Origin of the sequence: Yersinia sp. 1652 StPb PI (genome assembly GCF_041538345.1) — a bacterium.
Classification (GTDB): domain Bacteria; phylum Pseudomonadota; class Gammaproteobacteria; order Enterobacterales; family Enterobacteriaceae; genus Yersinia; species Yersinia enterocolitica_E.
Window position 1 is genome coordinate 459,058 of record NZ_JAULSM010000002.1, and the last position, 17,858, is coordinate 476,915.

The following is a 17,858-nucleotide window of genomic DNA, read 5'->3' on the forward strand; positions in this document are numbered from 1 at the left end:
CAAGTCGTTTTCTCTTTTTAGCATCGCTAATATCCATATTTATCCATCACTGAAATAAATGAATCTATCGAAAACAACATGGAAAAAAATATAAAATCAGTATTTAGTCGTATTACTGTCACATTAGTAAATATGATGATTCCGTGGCAGAGATAGATACAGAATTGAAATGCTGATGACAATGTAGGGTATTGGATAAGTGAAAGAGGAGCTAACAAAAGCCAGCGCCTCCTTTTGTACAATTACTTTTGGGTCAGTAGGAACTTAACGACATCCGCATACTGTTTAACATAGGTATCCATTGAGCTGGTATCCATGCCATCATTCTTAATCATATATTTGCCATTAACAAACATGGCTGGCACACCACGTAATTGTAAATCTTCAGCCGCTTTTTGTTGTTGAGCAACCAGTGATTTAACGACAAAACTATTTAATGCTGCATCATAATCTTCGCCACTCACACCCGCTTTAATAAAGACATTACGAATATCATCAGGGGTTTGAACAGTTTGTGTTTTCTGTACACCTTCAAACATCAGTGGGGTGATTTTTTCCTCAACGCCCAATGCCATGGCAACAGCCCATGCCTGAGTCAATTGCTTACCTAATGGCCCAAGGAACTCAACATGGTATCGAGTCATTTTTGTCCCTTCTGGCAGTGCTTTTTTTACTGCCTGAGGGATATGATAAACTTCTTCAAACTGAAAGCAGTGCGGGCAATAGAAAGAGAAAAACTCTAAAACCTGAGGCTCACCCGTTACTGGTTTATTTAACGTCTGGTACTGGGTTCCATCCGTAAACTGTGCGGCAGATGCACTGAATGCCATCACCATGCCAACGAGAGCTAACCATACATTTTTCATACTATAACAATCTCCATTATCTTAGCTTTAGTACATTGGCATCAGCTGCAAAGGGGGTACCTGCAACAGCTTAACCTGTTCTGTAAATGATGCAGTCTGCTGTAACCAAAAATCAGACTCCGCCATCCACGGAAAACTTTTCGGAAATGCAGGGTCCTGCCAACGTCTGGCGACCCATGCAAGGTAATAAACCATGCGCATTGCGCGTAAAGGTTCAATCAATGCAAGTTCACGCTGATCAAAATCAGCAAACTCACCATAAGCTTCCAGCAAGATATCCAACTGGATCAATTGCTCTCTGCGCTCGCCGTGTAATAACATCCACAAATCCTGAACCGCCGGACCATTTCTGGCATCATCCAAATCGACGAACATTGGCCCATCACGCCACAAAATATTACCAGGATGGCAATCACCATGTAGCCGCAACGGCTGCCAATCGGTGTGCCAATACTGCTTAATGGTGGCGATCAACAGATCGGTTGCCGCCAGAAACTTGTCTTTCTGTTTTGCCGGCACTAACACACTGCTGGCCAGTAACTGACGTGGCTCGGTCAGATATTCCTCAATATCCATCGTTGGCCGGGCAACAAAAAGTCCATCGCTACCCACCTGATGAATTCTGCCGAGAAAACGGCCCACCCACTCCAGTTGATCAAGATTGTCTATTTCATATTGCCGCCCACCGACACTTGGGAACACAGCAAAGAAAAAGCCGCCATGAGTATGCAAAGTTTCGCCGTTTAGTGCTAATGGGGCGATAACCGGAATCTCCGATTCTGCCAAATCAAGCGAGAACCGATGTTCCTCGATAATTTGTTCACTGCTCCAACGCTCGGGGCGATAAAACTTCACCACATACCGTTTACGATCTTCATCCATAAACTGATAGACGCGGTTCTCATAACTATTAAGCGCGGTTAACCCTGAATCCACCCGTAACCCTACAGCCTCAAGGGCGTCCATAATCAGGTCTGGAGACAAAGTCTGAAAATTAAAAGCAGAATTGTTCATAACAACATTCAGTCTGTATAAGTAACAGCGGCGCGCTGAGAATAAGAAATAGTATCATTAAAGCCTCCTCCCTACGCAGACAGGAGTGTGACTAATCTTTAATGATGCCACGAGCTCTCAATAATGCTGTTTTAAAATCCTCTTCATAATCCTTTTTCAGTCCTGGAATCACTTCCGTTGATGCCGAGCCACGCATTTTCAGATGATAAATAAGAATATCGTCTGTCAAATCTGCGAAATTACCTTCAAAACCAGCTTCCTCTGACAATTTTTGTAAAAACTGCACCAGATTTAAATCAGGTTCTTGCTGCCAGGCCGGATGTAAAAGCTCAATCAGTTCATTAACACGATGACATTTCATAGCGAAGTTATCCTATTCAAAAATATGCTGACAAAGTAGCAGGGATATTCACACAGGGAAAGAGAGCCTATTGTCAATAAAAGTAAATCCTGACCTGTTCACCTATTTGAAGATACAATCCCATAGTCAGTTTAATACCGTGGAGTGATGGAAATGCGACCTAATATTACAGGCGTTATTCTTGCTGGAGGCCTTTCGTCCAGAATGGGCGGGAATGATAAAGGATTAATCTCCCTAAATGGAAAGCCACTGTATCGACATGTGATTGATAGATTAAGACCGCAGGTTGAGAACTTACTGATTAATGCTAATCGTAACCAAGCCCTCTATCAACAAAGTGGCGTTCCCGTCATTAACGATATCATTACTGGCTTTGTAGGCCCATTGGCTGGCATGCATGCTGGATTAAGCCATTCAACTACCGAATGGGTTGTCTTTGCTCCCTGTGACGTTCCTATGCTTCCACTTAATCTGGTTTCTCAACTCTGGCAGTCAAAAGGGCAGGCTCTTGCTGCTTATGTTAGTGATAGCAAGCGTGAGCATCCAACATTAGCTTTAATGCATGTTAGTCTTAAGCCAACGCTAGCAAGGTATCTGGCAAAAGGGGATCGTAAGTTAATGATATTTATGACGAGTATCAATGCGCAAAGAGTGGTATTCAATGGGCAACTCAATCAATTCAGTAACCTAAATACTCCCGCAGATTGCGAGTTATGGGAACAAGCTAAAAGAGAGCCATTATGAGCAGCAAGACGCCCCCGTTACTCGGTATAGCCGCGTACAGTGGTACAGGAAAAACAACCTTACTAAAACACCTGATCCCCTTACTTCAACAGCGCCAAATCCGCGTTGGCTTAATCAAACATACTCATCACAATATGGAAATTGATACACCGGGCAAAGACAGTTATGAATTGCGTAAAGCTGGAGCCCATCAAACGTTGGTTGCCAGTGATTGCCGCTGGGCATTAATGACAGAAACGCCAGAACAGCCGCCGATGGATCTTCACTATCTGGCTAGTCGATTAGATACATCAACTATCGATTTGATTTTGGTTGAGGGTTTTAAGCACGAGCCGATCAGCAAAATTGCTCTTTATAGAGCAGCTGTAGGTAAGCCTTTCGCTGGTTTGATTGATGAATACGTTATCGCTTTGGCAAGTGACGAGCCGATAGATACTGTAGTAAAGCAATTAGATATTAATCAACCAGATCAGATCGCAGAGTTTATTTATAACTGGCTCAAGATGGATCAGTCAGAGCTATAAAAACAAAAAAAAGCCACCTATCAAGGTAGCCTTCTGTTCTCATCATCGCTGTGACGGCCGGATTTGACTCACCTGCCCCTGCAATATTTGACTCATCTCACTATGAACCCTGCGACGCAACCACTCTAAGGTCACTATTTATACATATTTCACTATTCTGCCCATAGCAAAAACCCCACGCTTTTGGCATGGGGTCTCGGCTTTATTTGATGCCTGGCAGTGTCCTACTCTCGCATGGGGAGACCCCACACTACCATCGGCGCTACGGCGTTTCACTTCTGAGTTCGGCATGGGATCAGGTGGGACCACCGCGCTATGGCCGCCAGGCAAATTCTGTCTAAACTAAACCCGCTATATGTTTCCACACAGCCAGCCAGCCCAATCTCGGAACTTCGCTGAAAATATCAATCTCTCAACCAAAACACCTTTGGTGTTGTAAGGTTAAGCCTCACGGATCATTAGTACTGGTTAGCTCAATGCATCGCTGCACTTACACACCCAGCCTATCAACGTCATAGTCTTTAACGTTCCTTCAGGGGGCTTAAAGCCCCAGGGAAGACTCATCTCGAGGCAAGTTTCCCGCTTAGATGCTTTCAGCGGTTATCTCTTCCGAATTTAGCTACCGGGCAATGCCATTGGCATGACAACCCGAACACCAGTGATTCGTCCACTCCGGTCCTCTCGTACTAGGAGCAGCCCCTCTCAATCTTCCAACGCCCACGGCAGATAGGGACCGAACTGTCTCACGACGTTCTAAACCCAGCTCGCGTACCACTTTAAATGGCGAACAGCCATACCCTTGGGACCTACTTCAGCCCCAGGATGTGATGAGCCGACATCGAGGTGCCAAACACCGCCGTCGATATGAACTCTTGGGCGGTATCAGCCTGTTATCCCCGGAGTACCTTTTATCCGTTGAGCGATGGCCCTTCCATTCAGAACCACCGGATCACTAAGACCTACTTTCGTACCTGCTCGAGCCGTCACTCTCGCAGTCAAGCTAGCTTATGCCTTTGCACTAACCTCACGATGTCCGACCGTGATTAGCTAACCTTCGTGCTCCTCCGTTACTCTTTGGGAGGAGACCGCCCCAGTCAAACTACCCACCAGACACTGTCCTCACCCCAGATTATGGGGCCGAGTTAGAACATCAAACATTAAAGGGTGGTATTTCAAGGTTGGCTCCATGCAGACTGGCGTCCACACTTCAATGCCTCCCACCTATCCTACACATCAAGGCTCAATGTTCAGTGTCAAGCTATAGTAAAGGTTCACGGGGTCTTTCCGTCTTGCCGCGGGTACACTGCATCTTCACAGCGAGTTCAATTTCACTGAGTCTCGGGTGGAGACAGCCTGGCCATCATTACGCCATTCGTGCAGGTCGGAACTTACCCGACAAGGAATTTCGCTACCTTAGGACCGTTATAGTTACGGCCGCCGTTTACTGGGGCTTCGATCAAGAGCTTCGCCTTGCGGCTGACCCCATCAATTAACCTTCCAGCACCGGGCAGGCGTCACACCGTATACGTCCACTTTCGTGTTTGCACAGTGCTGTGTTTTTATTAAACAGTTGCAGCCAGCTGGTATCTGCGACTGGCTTCGGCGCCGGGAGCAAGTCCCATTACCTAATGCCAGCGTGCCTTCTCCCGAAGTTACGGCACCATTTTGCCTAGTTCCTTCACCCGAGTTCTCTCAAGCGCCTGAGTATTCTCTACCTGACCACCTGTGTCGGTTTGGGGTACGATTTAATGTTACCTGATGCTTAGAGGCTTTTCCTGGAAGCTTGGCATCAACTACTTCACCACCGTAGTGGCTCGTCATCACACCTCAGCGTTGATAAGCAACCGGATTTACCAAGTCGCTCCGCCTACATGCTTAAACCGGGACAACCGTCGCCCGGCTAGCCTAGCCTTCTCCGTCCCCCTTCGCAGTAACACCAAGTACAGGAATATTAACCTGTTTCCCATCGACTACGCTTTTCAGCCTCGCCTTAGGGGTCGACTCACCCTGCCCCGATTAACGTTGGACAGGAACCCTTGGTCTTCCGGCGTGCGGGTTTTTCACCCGCATTATCGTTACTTATGTCAGCATTCGCACTTCTGATACCTCCAGCAACCCTCACAGGTCACCTTCAACGGCTTACAGAACGCTCCCCTACCCAACAACACCTAAGTGTCGCTGCCGCAGCTTCGGTGCATGGTTTAGCCCCGTTACATCTTCCGCGCAGGCCGACTCGACCAGTGAGCTATTACGCTTTCTTTAAATGATGGCTGCTTCTAAGCCAACATCCTGGCTGTCTGTGCCTTCCCACATCGTTTCCCACTTAACCATGACTTTGGGACCTTAGCTGGCGGTCTGGGTTGTTTCCCTCTTCACGACGGACGTTAGCACCCGCCGTGTGTCTCCCGTGATAACATTCTTCGGTATTCGGAGTTTGCATCGGTTTGGTAAGTCGGGATGACCCCCTAGCCGAAACAGTGCTCTACCCCCGAAGATGAGTTCACGAGGCGCTACCTAAATAGCTTTCGGGGAGAACCAGCTATCTCCCGGTTTGATTGGCCTTTCACCCCCAGCCACAAGTCATCCGCTAATTTTTCAACATTAGTCGGTTCGGTCCTCCAGTTAGTGTTACCCAACCTTCAACCTGCCCATGGCTAGATCACCGGGTTTCGGGTCTATACCTTGCAACTAGACGCCCAGTTAAGACTCGGTTTCCCTACGGCTCCCCTATTCGGTTAACCTTGCTACAAAATATAAGTCGCTGACCCATTATACAAAAGGTACGCAGTCACACCACGAAGGTGCTCCCACTGCTTGTACGTACACGGTTTCAGGTTCTATTTCACTCCCCTCGCCGGGGTTCTTTTCGCCTTTCCCTCACGGTACTGGTTCACTATCGGTCAGTCAGGAGTATTTAGCCTTGGAGGATGGTCCCCCCATATTCAGACAGGATGTCACGTGTCCCGCCCTACTCATCGAGTTCACAGCAAGTGTGTTTTGGTGTACGGGACTATCACCCTGTACCGTGCGACTTTCCAGACGCTTCCACTAACACACAAACTGATTCAGACTCTGGGCTCTTCCCCGTTCGCTCGCCGCTACTGGGGGAATCTCGGTTGATTTCTTTTCCTCGGGGTACTTAGATGTTTCAGTTCCCCCGGTTCGCCTTGCATGGCTATGTATTCACCATGCAATAGTGCAACGAATTGCACTGGGTTTCCCCATTCGGGTATCGTCGGTTGTAACGCTTCATATCAGCTTACCGACGCTTTTCGCAGATTAGCACGCCCTTCATCGCCTCTGACTGCCTAGGCATCCACCCCGTGTACGCTTAGTCGCTTAACCTCACAACCCAAAGGTGTTTCTTATGTTCAAGTCGGTTGCGCGTCGTGAATACAGCGTTGTGCGGTACTCGGAATGCTCATGAACGTTAAGTTCACTCCGCTTCCTCCGTGCCGTACGCCTTGCCTTCACTTAGCTCACGCGACTCTCTTCATCAGAATACACATTGGCATTGCGATTATTTGAGAGACTCTATTACAGGTTACTCTTTATCTCAGTACATCTACGGAGAGATAAATTTCAGCTGTAATGTTTCAATTTTCAGCTTGTTCCAGATTGTTAAAGAGCAATATCTTAAACACGACTCGTTAAAGTCATCTTTAAGATATTCAGTTGATAATGTCTTTCACACATTATCGGAGTGGCGTCCCCAAGGGGATTCGAACCCCTGTTACAGCCGTGAAAGGGCAGTGTCCTAGGCCTCTAGACGATGGGGACACAAAAATTTCTACTGAATCACTGATTCGGTATTTTTTGTAAAGGTGAGAATGTGGTGACACATTCGAACGACTGATGCAGTAAAAACTCGATACCGAGGTCTTATTGCACAATCATCACCCTCATCAACAGGTGCTCTTGCTCATTTACATTCATCAGACAATCTGTGTGGACACTACGCAATGCGTATCGTTTAGGTAAGGAGGTGATCCAACCGCAGGTTCCCCTACGGTTACCTTGTTACGACTTCACCCCAGTCATGAATCACAAAGTGGTAAGCGCCCTCCCGAAGGTTAAGCTACCTACTTCTTTTGCAACCCACTCCCATGGTGTGACGGGCGGTGTGTACAAGGCCCGGGAACGTATTCACCGTAGCATTCTGATCTACGATTACTAGCGATTCCGACTTCATGGAGTCGAGTTGCAGACTCCAATCCGGACTACGACAGACTTTATGTGGTCCGCTTGCTCTCGCGAGTTCGCTTCACTTTGTATCTGCCATTGTAGCACGTGTGTAGCCCTACTCGTAAGGGCCATGATGACTTGACGTCATCCCCACCTTCCTCCGGTTTATCACCGGGCAGTCTCCCTTGAGTTCCCACCATTACGTGCTGGCAACAAAGGATAAGGGTTGCGCTCGTTGCGGGACTTAACCCAACATTTCACAACACGAGCTGACGACAGCCATGCAGCACCTGTCTCACAGTTCCCGAAGGCACCGAAGCATCTCTGCTAAGTTCTGTGGATGTCAAGAGTAGGTAAGGTTCTTCGCGTTGCATCGAATTAAACCACATGCTCCACCGCTTGTGCGGGCCCCCGTCAATTCATTTGAGTTTTAACCTTGCGGCCGTACTCCCCAGGCGGTCGACTTAACGCGTTAGCTCCGGAAGCCACGCCTCAAGGGCACAACCTCCAAGTCGACATCGTTTACAGCGTGGACTACCAGGGTATCTAATCCTGTTTGCTCCCCACGCTTTCGCACCTGAGCGTCAGTCTTTGTCCAGGGGGCCGCCTTCGCCACCGGTATTCCTCCAGATCTCTACGCATTTCACCGCTACACCTGGAATTCTACCCCCTCTACAAGACTCTAGCTTGCCAGTTTCAAATGCAGTTCCCACGTTAAGCGCGGGGATTTCACATCTGACTTAACAAACCGCCTGCGTGCGCTTTACGCCCAGTAATTCCGATTAACGCTTGCACCCTCCGTATTACCGCGGCTGCTGGCACGGAGTTAGCCGGTGCTTCTTCTGCGAGTAACGTCAATCAACCGTGCTATTAACACGATTGCCTTCCTCCTCGCTGAAAGTGCTTTACAACCCGAAGGCCTTCTTCACACACGCGGCATGGCTGCATCAGGCTTGCGCCCATTGTGCAATATTCCCCACTGCTGCCTCCCGTAGGAGTCTGGACCGTGTCTCAGTTCCAGTGTGGCTGGTCATCCTCTCAGACCAGCTAGGGATCGTCGCCTAGGTGAGCCATTACCCCACCTACTAGCTAATCCCATCTGGGCACATCCGATGGCGTGAGGCCCGAAGGTCCCCCACTTTGCTCTTGCGAGGTCATGCGGTATTAGCTACCGTTTCCAGTAGTTATCCCCCTCCATCAGGCAGTTTCCCAGACATTACTCACCCGTCCGCCGCTCGCCGGCAAAGTAGTAAACTACTTCCCGCTGCCGCTCGACTTGCATGTGTTAGGCCTGCCGCCAGCGTTCAATCTGAGCCATGATCAAACTCTTCAATTTAAGATTTGTTTGATTTGCTGTCTATTATTTAATGAAAAATAAGTAAGCAGCGATGCTCAAAGATTACTTTCTGCAAATAAGCATTCGAACCGAAGTTCAAATGTGTACTGCTTTGGTCACTCTTCAAGACTTTGATATTTCTTCTGCCTGTCGAAATAGGCTTCGATATCGTCTTGCGAGTGCCCACACAGATTGTCTGATAAATTGTTAAAGAGCGTTCGTTACCCGTTTGCCTTTCGGCGAATCTTACGGTAACGCGGGAGGCAGATAATACGCTTTCCCGCTGAAGAGTCAAGAGTTTATTTGGTTTCTTTCGAAGTCAAAATCATTCTTTTCGCTTCCTGACCCGGCGAAGTATGTTTCGTTGTTCCCGGTCAGTGGAGGCGCATTATAGGGAGTTCCTGACAGCCTGCAACCCCTAATTTGAAAAAACTTTTCAACCGCGTTTTATTTCAGCAAAAATAGGCTAAAAGACCAATGTTTAAACAATTATTAAGCTAAACATTCACTACCAGTGTTAAACAGTAGAGTAAAATAGATATATAAGAAGACAGATAGGACAAATCACCATGCAACTAAATACCCAACAACAGGCCGCCCAGCGAAATCTCTCTTACCTGTTGGCTGAGAAGATTGGCCAGCGAATTCTCGCCGGAGAATATGCAGCCGGCAGCATACTGCCTGGTGAGATAGAGTTGGGGGAGCAATTTGGTGTTAGTCGTACTGCCGTTCGTGAAGCAGTAAAGATGCTGGCAGCAAAAGGGATGTTATTACCCCGCCCACGCATTGGTACCCGAGTGATGCCACAAACAAATTGGAACTACCTCGATCAGGAGTTACTCACTTGGTGGCTGAACAGAGAGAATTTCGATCAAGTGATGCAACACTTCCTTATATTAAGAACCTCACTTGAGCCTCAAGCCTGTTCATTGGCAGCCATTAATGCCAATGAGCAACAGCGAGCATTGTTAGCATCACTGATTGCAGAGATGCGTGCGTTAGATACTCACTTTAATCGTGAAAAATGGATTCAAGTGGATGCTCAATTTCATCAGTTAATATATGAAGCCAGTGGTAACCCGTTTTTGACCTCTTTCGCCAATTTGTTCAGTTCGGTTTATCACAGCTATTTCCGCGCCATTACCGGCGATGAAGTGATTAAGCTGCAATACCATCAGGATATTGTTGATACAATTTTGGCAGGTGACAGTCAGGGAGCCTTGCTGGCATGTCAGGTATTATTAACAGATAAAAATTAACGGCTAGCTGTTCTATCTCTCTATATATAAAGAAGGTGCTCACACTCACCCCTATAATCAGGACGAACAATGATAAAATCTGCACGCAGTATGGCGGGCCTTCCTTGGCTAGCTGCCATGGCTTTCTTTATGCAGGCTTTGGATGCCACTATACTGAATACGGCACTCCCATCAATTGCTGAAAGCCTTAACCGCTCACCACTGACCATGCAGTCAGCAATTATCAGCTATACCCTGACGGTCGCGATGTTGATTCCAGTGAGTGGCTGGCTGGCGGACCGTTTTGGTACCCGACGGGTATTCATTCTGGCTGTATCTCTATTTACGCTAGGGTCATTACTGTGCGCACTTTCAGATTCATTGGCTTTTCTGGTGGCCTCCCGGGTTATTCAAGGGGTGGGTGGCGCAATGATGATGCCTGTGGCCCGGCTTGCGCTGATCAGGGCTTACCCACGCAGTGAGTTATTGCCGGTTCTGAATTTTGTCACTATCCCAGGGTTAGTCGGCCCGGTGATGGGGCCACTATTAGGTGGATTACTGGTGACCTATACCACTTGGCATTGGATCTTTATCCTTAATATTCCTATCGGCTTACTGGGCATCTTTTATGCCCGTAAATATATGCCGGACTTCACCATGCCTAAACGTGCCTTTGATATTATCGGTTTCCTGCTATTTGGTAGCAGTTTGGTCCTGATATCCGTAAGTCTGGAGATAATGGGCCGACCGGATATCGCCAGCTATCTGCCAGTCACGGTGTTACTGAGTGGTTTATTGATGTTGCTCTTCTATATATTCCACGCCAAAGGTCATCCAAATCCATTGATTGGTTTGCCGCTATTTAAAAACCGAACATTCTCGGTTGGGATTGCCGGTAACGTGGCCTCCCGTTTAGGTACCGGGTGTGTGCCTTTTCTGATGCCACTGATGTTACAAGTCGGGTTCGGATACTCAGCCATTATTGCCGGTTGTATGATGGCCCCAACCGCCATTGGTTCGATGATGGCAAAATCTGCCGTTACTCAAGTATTACGTTCACTGGGTTATAGGACTGTATTGGTAGGAATTACGGTTATTATCGGAGTGCTGATTGCGCTATTTGCGCTGCAATCACCGGGCATGTCGCCGTGGATGATGATATTGCCGCTGTTTGTCTTGGGGATGGCAATGTCGACACAGTTCACTGCGATGAATACCATCACACTGGCTGACTTAACCGATAACAATGCCAGCTCAGGTAACAGTGTTTTGGCGGTAACCCAACAACTGGCCATTAGCTTTGGCGTTGCCATTAGTGCGGTGGTATTGCGGTTTTATGATGGGTTATCGTTTGGTGGCAATGTCGATCACTTCCACTACACCTTTATTACAATGGGAATAGTGACATTACTTTCATCCATGGTGTTCTTATTACTGAAACCAAATGATGGCGACAATCTAATTCAAGGCCGTAATAGCAAAAAAGCCACACAACCTGCGGAGAGTGAAGTTTAACAACTGACCACCGATCCCCGCTCTATTAGCTCGGGAGTGAGAATCAGAACTTGTGGTTCCGCTTCCGGGTTATTCAATCGATGAATCAGTGTATCAATAGCCAGTTCACCAAGGGAGTCTTTTGGTTGATGGATAGTGGTCAATGGCGGTGTCATATATTGTGCGATTTCAATATCATCGTAACCAATAACCGCCATATCTTGTGGTATCGATAACCCCGCCTGATGCAAAGCCTGATAAACCCCAACAGCCATCGCATCATTACTGGTAAACACCGCTTCTGGGGGTTCCGGTAGCGCAAGCAACTGTTTCATAGCGACTAAACCGCCACCAAATTCAAAATCACTGGCAACTTCATAACCGGATGGAATAGGTAAACCTGCGCGATCCATAGCCTGACGGTACCCTTCCAAACGTTCTTTGGCAGGGGTTTTATCTTGTGGGCCAGCAATACAAGCGATTCGGGTATAGCCTCTAGCAATCAAATATGAGGTTGCCATTTCGCCACCCAATAATGAATTATCCTGAATCACGTCATTGACGCCCTCAAAGGGTGCCCAGTCCATCATGATTATCGGTAATGACGGGTAGCAACGCAGAATATCTTGAGAAGGGCGGTGGTTTTCGGTGCACATCAGTAGCAGACCATCGACGCGCTTTTGCATCAGAGTTTCAATGCTATGGCTCATGCGATCGATATCGCCTTCGGTATTGCATAGAATCAAACTGTAACCACGCTCATAGCAACTGCGCTCCACGCCACGGACTACTTCAGCATAAAACGGGTTGCTACTGGCGGTAACCAACATACCAATGGTACGGGTTTGATTGAGTTTCAAACTACGAGCCAGTGCTGAAGGGGCATAGTTGAGCTGTTTGATAGCAGCCAGCACTTTGTCGCGAATAGGGTCACTGACAAAGCGGTTTTTATTAATAACATGTGAGACTGTTGACGTAGATACGCCCGCCAGGCGGGCGACGTCTTTCATGGTGGCCAAAGTTATACCTGGCCTTGTAGGAAACTGTCGATCTCTGCACGCCACGGAATAGAGGGCTGCGCGCCGGGGCGAGTCACCGCGATAGCGGCCGCTGCGTGAGCAAAACGTACTGCTGAGTCCATTACCTGACCTTCCAATAACGCAGTTAATAATGCGCCATTGAATGTATCACCAGCAGCAATAGTATCTACAGCGTTAACCTTGAACCCGGCAACCAATTTCCCTTTACCTTGTTCACTAAGCCATACACCACGGCTACCCAATGTAATGATTACGGTAGCGATGCCTTTATCATGCAGAATTTGCGCTGCTTGCGCTGCGTCATCATCCTGATCAATATGAATCCCCGTTAAACGCTCGGCTTCTGTTTCATTCGGAGTAATCATATCCACCAGCGTTAATAGCTCGTCCGGTAATTCACGAGCTGGCGCCGGATTAAGAATAACCTGTGTTTGATGCAGCTTCGCCAATTTAGCGGCAGCAATAACTGTCTCAAGTGGTGATTCCAGTTGCATCAATAATGCATCTGCATCGATAACTTGTTGCTGGTAACGACCAAGATATTCAGGTGTAACTGCCGAGTTAGCACCGGCATTGATACCAATAACGTTTTCGCCTTCACCATTCACGAAAATCAAAGCAACACCGGTTGTGGTATCAGCTACAGCCTCGATTGGCGCGGTATCAATATTATCGCTGGCTAATTGCTGACGCACCCGGTCACCAATATCATCTTCACCCACACAGGCAATAAACGCGATGTTTGCTCCGCTACGGCCAGCAGCAACCGCCTGGTTAGCACCTTTGCCACCAAACGCGACTTTATACTGCTTCCCGATCACCGTTTCACCTGGGCGCGGAAACTGCTCAATATTCAGAATATGATCGGCATTGATGCTGCCCAAGACCACCAGTTTGCCTGTTTTCATCGTATTTATTCCTTTGTGAATGACACCGCCACCCGTAACGTTTTGTTTTCCGTTTTAGGGCAGCGGCGTTATATGCCCTGCTTTTCGATATTATTTAGTCACTAATTTCAAATCTACCGGGATAACGGCCTGCACTTTCTCGCCTTTCAATACTTTATCAGCGGTTTGTACACCAATAACACCAATCTGATCAGGGCGTTGAGCGATAGTTGCGCCCAGTTTGCCGCCTTGGACTGCTTTAAGGCCGTCGTCGGTGCCATCAAAACCAACCACTAGCACATCGGTTTTACCGGCTGTTTGCAAGGCACGCAGTGCGCCCAATGCCATCTCGTCATTCTGTGCGAATACAGCCTGAACATTCGGGTGAGCGGTCAGCAGGTTCTGCATCACATTCAAACCTTTAGTACGGTCAAAATCAGCAGGTTGGCTGGCTAACAGTTGGAATTTATGTTGATCCATTGACTGCTTGAAGCCTTCACCACGTTCACGGGCCGCAGAAGCACCCGCAATCCCTTCCAACTGAATCACTTTGGCATCATTACCCAGTTTTTTGGCAATGAAATCACCGGCCATTTTGCCACCAAAACGGTTATCGGATGCAACGTGACTCACCACAGTGCCAGAGTTTGCCAAACGGTCGAGCGTGATAACCGGGATATTGGCCTTATTCGCCATTTTAACTGCGTTACCGACTGCATCAGAATCCGTTGGGTTAATCAGCAATAGTTTGGTGCCGCGAACTGTCAGATCCTGCACGTTAGCCAGTTCTTTCGCCGGATTGTTTTGAGAATCCAATACCACCAGGTTGTAGCCGAGTTTATCCGCTTCTTTTTGCGCGCCGTCTTTCATTGAAACAAAGAACGGATTATTCAAGGTGGAAACTACCAGTGCGATGGTGTCTTTTGCCAGTGCGTTAGCACTTACGGTGGCGCTCAGGGCAACAACAGAGATCAAGGTAGCCAGTTTCTTCATTTTCATGGTCGCAATTCCTGTAGGGAGTTAGGAGGTTATTTGCTGCTTTTATTGTCTACCAATACCGCCAGCAGGATAACCACTGCCTTTACGATCATTTGGTAGTAAGAGGAGACACCCAATAAATTCAAACCGTTATTTAAAAAGCCGAGGATTAACGCGCCAATCAGGGTGCCGACGATCCGCCCCTTACCCCCAGCAAGGCTGGTACCCCCAAGAACCACGGCTGCGATTGCATCCAGTTCATAGCCGGTACCGGCTGTAGGTTGTGCTGACGACAGGCGGGCCACTTCGATAATCCCAGCCAGTGCCGCTAACAATCCACATAATGAATAAACAATAATCTTAACTTTATCTACGCTGATACCAGAGAGCCGTGTTGCTGACTCATTGCCACCCAATGCGTAGATATAGCGGCCCAGGCGAGTGTGGTGCAACATGTACCACACAGCAATAAAGACGATAGCCATCAACCAGATTGGTGTTGGTATACCCAATGGGCGCCCGATACCGAACCAGCCAAAAGTATCAGCCACATCAGTAAAACCGGTATTTACTGGGCTACCATTGGTGTAAACCATAGTAACGCCACGTAATAGTAGCATCATGACCAGAGTGGCAATAAATGCTTGTACCTTACCTTTAGCGACAATGACCCCGGTTATGGCACCAATAAATGCCCCTAGCGCCAATGCAGCGGCGACGGCAACCAAAGCATTCACTTCCAATCCAACAATAGATGCCGCTACTGCGCCAGTCAGTGCCAATAATGACCCGACAGACAAATCAATACCGGATGTCAGGATAACCAGCGTCATACCCACCGCCATAATGGCATTGACAGAAGTCTGCTGGAGAATGTTAAACATGTTATTTAGGGTAAAGAAGTTCGGACTTAGTGACGAAACCACAGCAATCAGCACCAGCAGCGCAATCAGTGATTTTTGTTCTAATAACCATTCTTTACTGAACCAGCGTTTTGTCTGGATAGCTTGGGAACTCATATCTGATTACTCCTGCTCTACTCGTCATATTTCAAGCCGCATTTGCGTTGGCTTCCTGCAACTCGAATTATTTAGAGTGTAAATAAATTATTTTTCAATAAATCACGCTTGCCAACGGCTGCTGCCATCAACACTTCCTGGGTAGCCTGTTCAATAGAGAACTCGCCGCTTAGCTGGCCTTCATGCATCACAAGAATGCGGTCACTCATGCCCAGCACTTCCGGCATTTCTGAGGAAACCAGAATGATGCTCAACCCTTCTTGTTTGAATTGGTTGATTAATTGGTAAATTTCTTTTTTAGCCCCGACGTCAACACCACGGGTAGGTTCATCAAGGATCAGCACTTTAGGGCGGGTCATTAAACCGCGTGCAATAGCCACTTTCTGCTGGTTACCACCGGATAACAAACCAATAGGTTGTTCCATGGACGGGGTTTTAATATTAAATAAACGAATGAAATCCGATACCGCCTGCTGCTCTTCAGCATGCTTGAGCGAACCACCTGAACGGCTAAAATAACGCAATGCAGTCAAAGACATATTCTCTTTAACTGACATTCCAAGTACCAAACCATCCCGTTTGCGGTCTTCAGAAATATAGACAATGCCATTTGCCAGACCATCTTGTGGTGAATGGGTGACAACTTCGCGGCCATCCAACATCACAAAACCTGATTTACGCGGTAGCGCGCCATAGATGATTTTCATCAGCTCGGTGCGACCAGCCCCCATCAGACCGGCAACCCCCAAAATTTCGCCACTGTATAAAGTGAAACTGACATTTTTCACGCCCGGGCCACAGAGCTGTTTGACCTGCAAACGCTTTTCACCACGGGGTATATTCAAGCGCGGGTACTGTTCTTCCAGCTTACGGCCCACCATCATCTCAATCAGTGAGTTTTCAGTCAGACTATCAACCGGTTTTTCGGCAATAAATTGCCCATCACGAAATACCGTGACGTCGTCGCAAATCTCAAAAATCTCTTTTAACCGGTGAGAGATATAAACAATTCCGCGACCTTCCGCCTTTAGCTCTTTAATCACATTAAACAGAGAGGCGGTTTCAGTATCGGTAAGCGCATCAGTTGGCTCATCCATAATGATCACTTTGGATTCAAAGCTCAGCACTTTGGCTATCTCCACCATTTGCTGATCACCAATGGAAAGCTCACCCACCAGCCGATGGCTGCTGTAACTGATATTAAGGCGCGCCAGCAGTAAATCGGCTTCGGCATACATCTTTTTCCAATCGATGCTGCCAAAACGATTAACAAACTCACGCCCTAAGAAGATGTTTTCTGCGATAGTTAATTGAGGAATCAGGTTAAGTTCCTGATGAATAATGCCAATGCCCGCTTCCTGCGAGTCTTTTGGGCCATTAAACGCCACTTCCTTACCCATAAAATACTGACTGCCAGCATCTTTACTGTAGATGCCGGTCAGCACTTTCATCATGGTCGATTTTCCAGCGCCATTTTCGCCTACCAGTGCCATCACCCTGCCGGGATAGACACTCAGTGCGGCACCGGAGAGTGCTTTAACGCCGGGAAAGGCTTTATCAATCCCTTTAAGTTGCAGCAAAGGTTGCATAAATGCCTCAGAAGGTTACGCCGGAACAGAGAATGACATTAGCAAAGGGGGAACATTCCCCGCTACGGATCACTGCCCGGCTTTGTTTGGTTTGCTCTTTAAAAGCCTCATGGCTGATATAGCGCAAAACAATTTGGTTTCCCTGGTGCTGCTCAAGTTGTGATAGTTGCGCGAGTAACGCTTCATGGAGTTGCGGATTATTTTTAACGATCTCCTCCGCCAAGACTGCACTTTCAACCTGCATTTCTTGTGTTACCACCTCAAGAACCTGAAGAAATCCAGGGACGCCTCGTGTCAGTGCCAGATCGATACGTGTGGTGGTTGCCGGTATCGGCAGCCCCGCATCACCTATCACAACCTGATCGGTATGGCCCAGGCGGGAGATAACAGCGGAAATATCAGAATTAAGTAATGCGCCTTTTTTCATTTTCTACTCCAACAGCGAAACGTTTCGCTGATACTGAGTTTAGAAAAATAGCCGCAGAAGGCAAACCCAATTTGATGAAATTGTGATCGCCATCGAAACGTTTCGCTGAACAGTGGAAAAAGAAGAAGAATAGGTACAAAAAAGGCCGTTAATCAT

Annotated in this window: 13 protein-coding genes, 1 tRNA gene and 3 rRNA genes; 4 read left to right on the forward strand and 13 right to left on the reverse strand. The window is 47.6% G+C overall.

Going from position 1 to position 17,858, the window contains the following annotated elements:
* Positions 1-242: 242 nt before the first annotated feature.
* The 3 genes from dsbA to Q2T71_RS18725 form a co-directional block, all read right to left on the reverse strand.
* Entirely contained in the window at positions 243-866 is a 624-nt protein-coding gene (dsbA, locus tag Q2T71_RS18715; RefSeq protein WP_083161621.1) for a thiol:disulfide interchange protein DsbA, read from the reverse strand.
* 27 nt (positions 867-893) lie between these two features.
* A complete protein-coding gene (locus Q2T71_RS18720) occupies positions 894-1,880 on the reverse strand; it encodes a serine/threonine protein kinase (protein WP_372560165.1) in 987 nt (328 codons plus the stop codon).
* A 91-nt stretch (positions 1,881-1,971) separates the two neighbouring features.
* Entirely contained in the window at positions 1,972-2,241 is a 270-nt protein-coding gene (locus Q2T71_RS18725) for a YihD family protein (RefSeq protein ID WP_083161617.1), read from the reverse strand.
* A 153-nt stretch (positions 2,242-2,394) separates the two neighbouring features.
* Between Q2T71_RS18725 and mobA the strand changes: the two genes are divergently transcribed.
* Positions 2,395-2,985 (forward strand): molybdenum cofactor guanylyltransferase MobA, encoded by a 591-nt coding sequence (gene mobA / locus Q2T71_RS18730; RefSeq protein WP_372560166.1) that lies wholly within the window; start codon positions 2,395-2,397, stop codon positions 2,983-2,985.
* A complete protein-coding gene (mobB, locus tag Q2T71_RS18735; protein ID WP_372560167.1) occupies positions 2,982-3,509 on the forward strand; it encodes a molybdopterin-guanine dinucleotide biosynthesis protein MobB in 528 nt (175 codons plus the stop codon). Before mobA ends, mobB begins: the two co-directional genes overlap by 4 nt.
* A 211-nt stretch (positions 3,510-3,720) precedes the next feature.
* On the opposite strand, the gene rrf is transcribed toward mobB, so the two are convergent.
* The 4 genes from rrf to Q2T71_RS18755 form a co-directional block, all read right to left on the reverse strand.
* Positions 3,721-3,836, reverse strand: a 5S ribosomal RNA gene (gene rrf, locus Q2T71_RS18740).
* A 110-nt stretch (positions 3,837-3,946) separates the two neighbouring features.
* Positions 3,947-6,854: ribosomal RNA gene (locus Q2T71_RS18745) — 23S ribosomal RNA — on the reverse strand.
* A 359-nt stretch (positions 6,855-7,213) separates the two neighbouring features.
* A tRNA-Glu gene (locus Q2T71_RS18750) sits at positions 7,214-7,289 on the reverse strand.
* A 198-nt stretch (positions 7,290-7,487) separates the two neighbouring features.
* A 16S ribosomal RNA gene (locus Q2T71_RS18755) occupies positions 7,488-9,030 on the reverse strand.
* Together the 16S, 23S and 5S rRNA genes with 1 tRNA gene alongside form the textbook arrangement of a ribosomal RNA operon.
* Before the next feature lie 569 nt (positions 9,031-9,599).
* On the opposite strand from Q2T71_RS18755, the gene Q2T71_RS18760 reads away from it, so the two are divergent.
* Positions 9,600-10,289 carry a FadR/GntR family transcriptional regulator gene (locus Q2T71_RS18760; protein ID WP_083161611.1) on the forward strand — a complete coding sequence of 230 codons (690 nt, stop codon included), beginning with the start codon at positions 9,600-9,602 and terminating at the stop codon, positions 10,287-10,289.
* 69 nt (positions 10,290-10,358) lie between these two features.
* Positions 10,359-11,783, forward strand: coding sequence for a multidrug transporter subunit MdtD (gene mdtD / locus Q2T71_RS18765; RefSeq protein WP_083161609.1), 1,425 nt, complete (start codon positions 10,359-10,361; stop codon positions 11,781-11,783).
* On the opposite strand, the gene rbsR is transcribed toward mdtD, so the two are convergent.
* The 6 genes from rbsR to rbsD all read right to left on the reverse strand — a co-directional run bounded on the left by rbsR (position 11,780) and on the right by rbsD (position 17,702).
* On the reverse strand, positions 11,780-12,781 hold the full coding sequence (gene rbsR, locus Q2T71_RS18770; RefSeq protein ID WP_372560168.1) for a ribose operon transcriptional repressor RbsR: 1,002 nt from the start codon (positions 12,779-12,781) through the stop codon (positions 11,780-11,782). The genes mdtD and rbsR overlap by 4 nt on opposite strands.
* A 2-nt stretch (positions 12,782-12,783) precedes the next feature.
* Positions 12,784-13,710 (reverse strand): ribokinase, encoded by a 927-nt coding sequence (gene rbsK / locus Q2T71_RS18775; RefSeq protein ID WP_372560169.1) that lies wholly within the window; start codon positions 13,708-13,710, stop codon positions 12,784-12,786.
* 90 nt (positions 13,711-13,800) lie between these two features.
* The gene (gene rbsB / locus Q2T71_RS18780) at positions 13,801-14,688 is read right to left on the reverse strand and encodes a ribose ABC transporter substrate-binding protein RbsB (RefSeq protein ID WP_372560170.1); all 888 of its coding nucleotides are present in this window, start codon (positions 14,686-14,688) and stop codon (positions 13,801-13,803) included.
* A 29-nt stretch (positions 14,689-14,717) separates the two neighbouring features.
* On the reverse strand, positions 14,718-15,686 hold the full coding sequence (rbsC, locus tag Q2T71_RS18785) for a ribose ABC transporter permease (protein ID WP_083161601.1): 969 nt from the start codon (positions 15,684-15,686) through the stop codon (positions 14,718-14,720).
* Positions 15,687-15,757: 71 nt separating this feature from the next.
* Positions 15,758-17,275 carry a ribose ABC transporter ATP-binding protein RbsA gene (gene rbsA, locus Q2T71_RS18790; RefSeq protein WP_083161599.1) on the reverse strand — a complete coding sequence of 506 codons (1,518 nt, stop codon included), beginning with the start codon at positions 17,273-17,275 and terminating at the stop codon, positions 15,758-15,760.
* A gap of 7 nt (positions 17,276-17,282) precedes the next feature.
* Entirely contained in the window at positions 17,283-17,702 is a 420-nt protein-coding gene (rbsD, locus tag Q2T71_RS18795; protein ID WP_083161597.1) for a D-ribose pyranase, read from the reverse strand.
* Between the last annotated feature and the right edge of the window lie 156 nt (positions 17,703-17,858).